The sequence below is a fragment of the Mesorhizobium sp. C432A genome (assembly GCF_030323145.1).
In the GTDB taxonomy this organism is placed as follows: domain Bacteria; phylum Pseudomonadota; class Alphaproteobacteria; order Rhizobiales; family Rhizobiaceae; genus Mesorhizobium.
On sequence record NZ_CP100470.1, the window covers coordinates 2,025,001 to 2,031,944 of the forward strand.

Annotated in this window: 7 protein-coding genes, 1 tRNA gene and 2 rRNA genes (1 of these 10 running past the window's edge); 5 read left to right on the top strand and 5 right to left on the bottom strand. The window is 58.4% G+C overall.

Annotated features, from left to right (window positions below):
• The 3 genes from NLY33_RS09750 to NLY33_RS09760 all read left to right on the top strand — a co-directional run.
• Positions 1–1,838: ribosomal RNA gene (locus NLY33_RS09750) — 23S ribosomal RNA — on the top strand (it extends 964 nt beyond the left edge of the window).
• A gap of 200 nt (positions 1,839–2,038) precedes the next feature.
• Positions 2,039–2,153 (top strand): 5S ribosomal RNA (rrf, locus tag NLY33_RS09755).
• 227 nt (positions 2,154–2,380) lie between these two features.
• Positions 2,381–2,457 (top strand) — tRNA-Met (locus NLY33_RS09760).
• Between the two features lie 311 nt (positions 2,458–2,768).
• On the opposite strand, the gene NLY33_RS09765 is transcribed toward NLY33_RS09760, so the two are convergent.
• Positions 2,769–3,557: a SapC family protein gene (locus tag NLY33_RS09765; protein ID WP_023704278.1), complete on the bottom strand. Its 789-nt coding sequence runs from the start codon at positions 3,555–3,557 to the stop codon at positions 2,769–2,771.
• Between the two features lie 238 nt (positions 3,558–3,795).
• On the opposite strand from NLY33_RS09765, the gene NLY33_RS09770 reads away from it, so the two are divergent.
• Both NLY33_RS09770 and NLY33_RS09775 read left to right on the top strand, forming a co-directional pair.
• Positions 3,796–4,065: a DUF6916 family protein gene (locus NLY33_RS09770; protein ID WP_023704276.1), complete on the top strand. Its 270-nt coding sequence runs from the start codon at positions 3,796–3,798 to the stop codon at positions 4,063–4,065.
• A gap of 70 nt (positions 4,066–4,135) precedes the next feature.
• Positions 4,136–4,708, top strand: a complete 573-nt coding sequence (locus tag NLY33_RS09775) for a 2OG-Fe(II) oxygenase (protein ID WP_023707559.1) — start codon at positions 4,136–4,138, stop codon at positions 4,706–4,708.
• A 15-nt stretch (positions 4,709–4,723) separates the two neighbouring features.
• On the opposite strand, the gene NLY33_RS09780 is transcribed toward NLY33_RS09775, so the two are convergent.
• The 4 genes from NLY33_RS09780 to NLY33_RS09795 form a co-directional block, all read right to left on the bottom strand.
• Positions 4,724–5,167: a GNAT family N-acetyltransferase gene (locus NLY33_RS09780; RefSeq protein ID WP_032995624.1), complete on the bottom strand. Its 444-nt coding sequence runs from the start codon at positions 5,165–5,167 to the stop codon at positions 4,724–4,726.
• Between the two features lie 94 nt (positions 5,168–5,261).
• On the bottom strand, positions 5,262–5,789 hold the full coding sequence (locus tag NLY33_RS09785) for a phage tail protein (RefSeq protein ID WP_023686661.1): 528 nt from the start codon (positions 5,787–5,789) through the stop codon (positions 5,262–5,264).
• A gap of 9 nt (positions 5,790–5,798) precedes the next feature.
• The gene (locus NLY33_RS09790) at positions 5,799–6,320 is read right to left on the bottom strand and encodes a phage tail protein (RefSeq protein ID WP_023672956.1); all 522 of its coding nucleotides are present in this window, start codon (positions 6,318–6,320) and stop codon (positions 5,799–5,801) included.
• A 12-nt stretch (positions 6,321–6,332) separates the two neighbouring features.
• Positions 6,333–6,839: a phage tail protein gene (locus NLY33_RS09795; RefSeq protein ID WP_023704274.1), complete on the bottom strand. Its 507-nt coding sequence runs from the start codon at positions 6,837–6,839 to the stop codon at positions 6,333–6,335.
• Positions 6,840–6,944 lie beyond the last annotated feature (105 nt).

Below are 6,944 nucleotides of genomic sequence, written 5' to 3' on the forward strand. Positions count from 1 at the left end.
GGAGTACTAGTCGGCAGACACACGGCGGGTGCTAACGTCCGTCGTGAAAAGGGAAACAACCCTGACCTACAGCTAAGGTCCCCAAGTTATGGCTAAGTGGGAAAGGATGTGAGGATCCCAAAACAACCAGGATGTTGGCTTAGAAGCAGCCATCATTTAAAGAAAGCGTAACAGCTCACTGGTCTAAATAAGGGTCTTTGCGCCGAAAATGTAACGGGGCTAAAGCCATACACCGAAGCTTAGGGTTTGGTCCGCAAGGGCCAAGCGGTAGCGGAGCGTTCTGTAAGCTGACGAAGCCATACCCGTGAGGGGTGGTGGAGGTATCAGAAGTGCGAATGCTGACATGAGTAACGTAAGGGGAGTGAGAGACTCCCCCGCCGAAAGACCAAGGGTTCCTGCTTAAAGCTAATCTGAGCAGGGTTAGCCGGCCCCTAAGACGAGGCGGAAACGCGTAGTCGATGGGAACCACGTTAATATTCGTGGGCTTGGAGGTAGTGACGGATCGCACAAGTTGTCCAATCTTATCGGATTGAACGGGCAGCGGAGCGGTTCCAGGAAATAGCTCCTCCTTATAAACCGTACCCGAAACCGACACTGGTGGTCAGGTAGAGTATACCAAGGCGCTTGAGAGAACTATGCTGAAGGAACTCGGCAAATTGCACGCGTAACTTCGGAAGAAGCGTGACCCTTTTCTACGCAAGTAGAGGAGGGTGGCACAGACCAGGGGGTAGCGACTGTTTATCAAAAACACAGGGCTCTGCGAAGTCGCAAGACGACGTATAGGGTCTGACGCCTGCCCGGTGCTGGAAGGTTAAGAGGAGGGGTGCAAGCTCTGAATCGAAGCCCCAGTAAACGGCGGCCGTAACTATAACGGTCCTAAGGTAGCGAAATTCCTTGTCGGGTAAGTTCCGACCTGCACGAATGGCGTAACGACTTCCCCGCTGTCTCCAGCATAGACTCAGTGAAATTGAATTCCCCGTGAAGATGCGGGGTTCCTGCGGTTAGACGGAAAGACCCCGTGCACCTTTACTATAGCTTTACATTGGCATTCGTAGTGGCATGTGTAGGATAGGTGGTAGGCTTTGAAACCTGGGCGCCAGCTCAGGTGGAGCCACCCTTGAAATACCACCCTTATTACTATGGATGTCTAACCGCGGCCCGTTATCCGGGTCCGGGACAATGTATGGTGGGTAGTTTGACTGGGGCGGTCGCCTCCTAAAGAGTAACGGAGGCGCGCGATGGTGGGCTCAGAACGGTCGGAAATCGTTCGCTGAGTGCAATGGCATAAGCCTGCCTGACTGCGAGACTGACAAGTCGAGCAGAGACGAAAGTCGGTCATAGTGATCCGGTGGTCCCGCGTGGAAGGGCCATCGCTCAACGGATAAAAGGTACGCCGGGGATAACAGGCTGATGACCCCCAAGAGTCCATATCGACGGGGTTGTTTGGCACCTCGATGTCGACTCATCGCATCCTGGGGCTGGAGCAGGTCCCAAGGGTATGGCTGTTCGCCATTTAAAGCGGTACGTGAGTTGGGTTCAGAACGTCGTGAGACAGTTCGGTCCCTATCTGCCGTGGGTGTAGGAATATTGAAAGGATCTGTCCCTAGTACGAGAGGACCGGGATGGACGGATCTCTGGTGGACCTGTTGTGGCGCCAGCCGCATAGCAGGGTAGCTATATCCGGACGGGATAACCGCTGAAGGCATCTAAGCGGGAAACCCACCTTAAAACGAGTATTCCCTGAGAACCGTGGAAGACGACCACGTTGATAGGCCGGGTGTGGAAGAGCGGCAACGCTTGAAGCTTACCGGTACTAATAGTTCGATCGGCTTGATCGTTCTCATTCCTTATGCTCATCGTGAACACGATGATCTGACCAGCGCTCACGCATGAGCGGCCCTTACAGGGCCTATGCTCCGCGAGGGCGCCGGAAAACCGGCGACGCGCAGTCGCGCTTGCGGACTTTGTCCGTTAGCTAGACACAAACGTCGCCTTGGCACGAAAAAACAGCTTCTCGATATAACGTGCGTTTTGCCGACCTGGTGGTTATGGCGGAGCGGCTGCACCCGATCCCATTCCGAACTCGGCCGTGAAACGCTCCAGCGCTGATGGTACTTCGTCTCAAGACGCGGGAGAGTAGGTCGCTGCCAGGTCTGCAAAACGCACGTTGAACTCTCATCCGCAAACCGGATGAAACTGAAATCTTCTCTCTACGAAAAGGCCCGCCAAGGGATCACGGGCCGCGCAAGCGGCCCTTTCATTTGGTCAGCCATATACCTATCTGTAAGCCATCCTGTTCATAGGCCCAGGCTTACATCCAGATAAGCAAGCAAACGCTTGCTTCAGATCCGGAGCAGGCAAGAGCTTGCCCTGGAGGTGACGCGGGGTGGAGCAGCCCGGTAGCTCGTCAGGCTCATAACCTGAAGGTCACAGGTTCAAATCCTGTCCCCGCAACCAACATCAAAAACAGCCCGCTTCACGCGGGCTTTTTGCGTTCGGACCGTGATCGATGGCGACGACCGGCTATTCAACGATTGAGGAGGGCAGCAAGGTTGGCGTGCTGAGAGGTCCGCGAACCGGGGGATTGATGCCGCCTCGGCGCATTTCGCGAGAGATACGTCGAGCATTAGGAAGTTCGCCAACCCGTCATGGCAATCGATCTGCACGACAACAGCATGATTCGAGCCGCGGAGAGATCGTCGTGCGAAGGCGCGAACCGTTGATTTAAACAACCCGCGCCTTGCCGAAGCTTTTCGTCGCGGGCCGCGTCAGCCAGCTCGCCGCAATGACGCCTGGAAGGCCAGCGAGGTCCAGCTGTTGCTCGAGGCGAGGTGGCAATAGAGCAGCGCAAGCGCGCCGGATTTCCTGAGATCAAGAAACGCCTCGTCGCTCAATTTGTTGAAGGCCGGCTCGTCGATCACCTGAAAGTCGGTGAGGTTGAGGGTCTCGCCGCCCTCCAGCGTCACCTTGCTCTGCCGCGGCGCGAACAGGCCGTGCGCGTCGATCTTGTCGATCATGGCGCGAGTCGCATTGAAGTCGGTCTGGAACTGGCTGCAGAAGGCGAGCGCCTGCCTCGAGGCCTCGGCCGGCTCGTTGCCGTCGAAGAAGGGCGCGGTCTCGTCGCCGCCCTTGGACGAAGGCGTCTGCTCGACGACGCGTTCGCTGGCGCGGTCGATGCACAACGTCAGGCGGCCGGTCGTTTTCGATTCATCGGCCAGGATGAAGGGGTACCGGCGGACATAGGCGGGAATGTAATGCGGCTCCGCCCATTTGCCGTCGGCGCCGACGAACAGGTTCTGGTCCTGGCGCAGGCCGGTGATGATGACAGGCGCCTTGGCGTCGCCGATGAAAACGATCGGGTAGGAGCGCATTGCCGCCGGCATTTCCGAGGCGACGACGGGGATGGCGTGCGCGGTGCGGGCAAAGGAGAAATCGGCACGCGCCGTAAGGCCGAGTGAGCCGTGCCGCAGCGGATTGAGCGCCTCGGGCTTTTTGTAGAACAGCGGCAGCGCATTGGCGGGCGTGCTTTCCGCCCCGTCCGTTTTCGCATCGGTCATCCCTGGCATTCTCCTCTTATGCCCTCCCGGTTTAGGCCAGCGGCGGCGAGGGCGCAACGCACTGACGACTGATCTACCCCGACATTAGCGGGATAAATCTACCTCGTTGTTCGATCGTGCTCTTTTCTACTTCTGGAGATCGAGCTCTATAGACAGCATGCCATCAAGCAGCGACATTGGCTGACGGGACAGACTCTCAACACAAAACGTCTTAAGACAGACGAACCAGGGCAGGCGCATGGCATCGCTTTCGGATTTCGAGCAGGGGCAGAGCTTTTCCGTCGAAGCCGGCGGTCAGACGCTCACGCTGGAACTGAGCGCGGTGCAGCCCATTGCCAACAGCCCGCGCGACGGCGGTGGCTTCACGCTGCTGTTCAGGGGGCCGCGCGACGCGGCGCTGCCGCAGGCTATCTATCGGTTCAACGGCAAAAGCGGCGCCCATGAGATCTTCATCGTGCCGATCGCTGCCGATGCGGCGGGGCGACTTTACGAGGCGGTATTCAACTGATTTTTCGCGGTCCGATCGGCCAGGGGACGATCCGGTCATCAGGGTGATTGCCAGCGCGGCGGCTCGACATATGATCGACTATATCGAGATTGCGGACGTATTTGACGGAGCGGCGTGTAGCGCACTGTGCGCCGAATTCCGGGCGGCCGTGGGCCGTCCGGCCGGCCTGCTGGGGCGTGCCGACCAGAAGACGGCATGGATCCGCAAGACCGCGCGCGCCGAGGTTTCGCAGGCCACTGAAGCGCGAGTGAGTGCCCTGTTGGCGCAGCAGAAGGCGGCTCTCGAGCGGCATTTCGGGCGGCTGCTCGGCCAGGTCGAGGAACCTCAGTTCCTTCACTATCGGGAAGGCGATTTCTTTGTGCCGCATCAGGATGGCAACACGCCGCTCATTCACGACGAGTCGCGGTTCCGAAAGATCTCGGTGGTGATCTTTCTCAACCGTCAATCGGACAACCCTTCGCCAGAAAGCTATGCAGGCGGCTCGCTGGTCCTGCATGGGCCTTACAGCGGCCCGGACCTGCGCGTTGCCATGCCCGCATTGCCGGGCTCTCTCGTCGCCTTTCGTTCGGAAACGACGCATGAAGTCACCCCGGTCACGTGCAACGAACGTTTCACCATCGTATCCTGGTATCGCGGCGCGTGACGACCAACACGGCCCTTACGGCGAACGGATCATCAGGTCGTAGACGCCTTTGTCCTCGGCAACAGTGAAGCCGAGGCGTTTGTAGAGCCGCCGCGCTGGATTGTTCTTCTCGACATGGATCGAGACCGACTTGCCGGCGGCGGCGGCCTCATCGATGAGATCGGCGAGCAACGCACCGCCAGACCCCTTGCCGCGATGCGCCGGCAGGAAGGCGATATCTATGATGCAATGCTCGCTCGCCGAGCGCTCGATATACAGGCGACCGATATCTTGCCTTGCCTGCTCGATCACCAGCCAGTCGGCGTTGGGATAGTATTTCTGGTAATGCGCGTGCTGCGCTTGAAACTGCATGTCGAGGAACGCCGTTTTCTGCGCGTCGCTCCACGGCGTGACGGCAAGTTCTTCGGCGCGGGTCGAGGCGTAGAGCGCCGACAGGAACGGCAGATCGGCGTCCGCCATCGGGCGGAACGTCAGATCAATCCGCGCCGCGCGCACCCAGCAAAATATAACAGGCCCGTTGTCCACAGTCGGAAGCTGGATCATGGAGTGGCGCTTACGGACGCGCCGGATAGACGCCTTGCATGGCAATGATGAACGTCATCGCCAGATAGGGAGGCAGGTTGTTGTGAGGCAACGTACTGCCCGTTATGCTCAGTGCCTGGGGGTCCATCTGGACCAGATTTTGCGAAGTGTTGTTCTGATACAGCGTTCCGCCCCCCGACTTCCCCAGAACAACCGCATCGGTAAGAGTTCCCTGGGCGCCACTCTCGGTGGATATCGCGACAAAATGATTATGTTGCGGCATTTCCGTTTGCAGAAGGGTGACGGACGTTTCGCCACCCGTCTCGCCGAGAAACCGCTCCGACAAGCCATTGCCCTGTCCTTGCCCCATGGGCGCGGAGCCAGCCATATTCGGCAACGCGAAGGTCGACTTGCCGTCGCCGCCGTAAACTGTGCCCAGGAGCGAAAACAGCGCCGTATTCTGCGAGATTGGCAGGAGCTGGCCATCGCAGGTCGCCCACCCCGTCGGGGCGAAATCTCCGGCAAAAATTCGAATTTCGGCGACGAACGGATTGGTCATGGCAAGTCTCTAGCTTTGCTGGGGGAAGATGCCAAATAGCGAGATGATGAAACTGACGGCGAGGAACGGCACCATATTGTCGTGAGGCTGGCTGCCGCCGGCCGGCGAAATGGCTCCGGCGGCCATGTTGCCATCAGGTGCGATACCCACATAGGGCGTCAGCAGGCTCGATGTCGCCAGGACACCGCCGGACGGACCCGGATTCTTGGCGATATTCGACGAACCGGTCCAGGTATGGGAATGGTTCGGCATTTGTTGGGTTGAAACAGTGACGGATTCGACCCCGCCCAGTTCTCCGATGATATAGGTCTGGCTGACCAGCGGGCCCTTGCCAGCATGGACGGGGATGCGGGATGCGAGGTTGGGCAGGGCGAATGTTTCCTCCCCGTCGCCGCCATAGGTCGTACCGATCAGATTGAACAAGGTTTCGTTCTCGGAGATCGGCATCAGCTGGCCTTGGCAGAACGCCCAGCCATTCGGAGGGAAATTGCCACCGAACATCCTGATCTCGCCGACAAAAGGTTGGCTCATCGAAGCGTCCTCTTAATTTCGCGACGGGAATATGCCTTGCAGGGCAATGATGAAATTCAAGACGAGATAGGGCGATCTGTTCTCATGCGGCTGGCCGCCACCGACGAAAGTGATGTTTTCCTTCGCCATAGCCACCGCGCTGCCAGGCGGCTGATAGATCGGGCTGGCGTTCGCCCCCAACAGCGCGCCGGATGGATTGTTGACGTTGCCGGCAGTGTTCGATGCGTTGACGAAATGGTTGTGTGTCGGCATTTCGCCGAGCGTGAGCGTGTGAAACTCTTCGCCGCCCTGGCCGCCGACAATTGCACCGATAGGGCCGCCCGTATGAACCGCCGCACGTCCCCTCATATCCGGAAGGGCAAAATTTGTCTGGCCGTTGCCGCCGTACCTGGTGCCTAGAAGTGAGAACAATGGCTGGTTCTGGTTAAGCGGCAACAACTGGCCGTTACAAAATGCCCAGCCGCGCGGTGCATAGTTCCAGGAAATGATCTTGACTTCACCTAAATAAGGCTCGCTCATCCCCGTTCCCTCCGTTGGCCGCTTACTGTCTGAATTCTTGTATTATGCCTAAGTAAGACAGCAAGTCGATATCAGATTCATAAAATATATTTCCTAGGACGAAAT

What these genes read in the sequence shown, in the direction of transcription:
- NLY33_RS09765 (WP_023704278.1), bottom strand. Translation starts at nt 3,557, where the DNA reads ATGACCGATGCGAAAACGGACGGGGCGGAAAGCACGCCCGCCAATGCG.
- NLY33_RS09770 (WP_023704276.1), top strand. Translation starts at nt 3,796, where the DNA reads ATGGCATCGCTTTCGGATTTCGAGCAGGGGCAGAGCTTTTCCGTCGAA.
- NLY33_RS09775 (WP_023707559.1), top strand. Translation starts at nt 4,136, where the DNA reads ATGATCGACTATATCGAGATTGCGGACGTATTTGACGGAGCGGCGTGT.
- NLY33_RS09780 (WP_032995624.1), bottom strand. Translation starts at nt 5,167, where the DNA reads ATGGCGGACGCCGATCTGCCGTTCCTGTCGGCGCTCTACGCCTCGACC.
- NLY33_RS09785 (WP_023686661.1), bottom strand. Translation starts at nt 5,789, where the DNA reads ATGACCAATCCGTTCGTCGCCGAAATTCGAATTTTTGCCGGAGATTTC.
- NLY33_RS09790 (WP_023672956.1), bottom strand. Translation starts at nt 6,320, where the DNA reads ATGAGCCAACCTTTTGTCGGCGAGATCAGGATGTTCGGTGGCAATTTC.
- NLY33_RS09795 (WP_023704274.1), bottom strand. Translation starts at nt 6,839, where the DNA reads ATGAGCGAGCCTTATTTAGGTGAAGTCAAGATCATTTCCTGGAACTAT.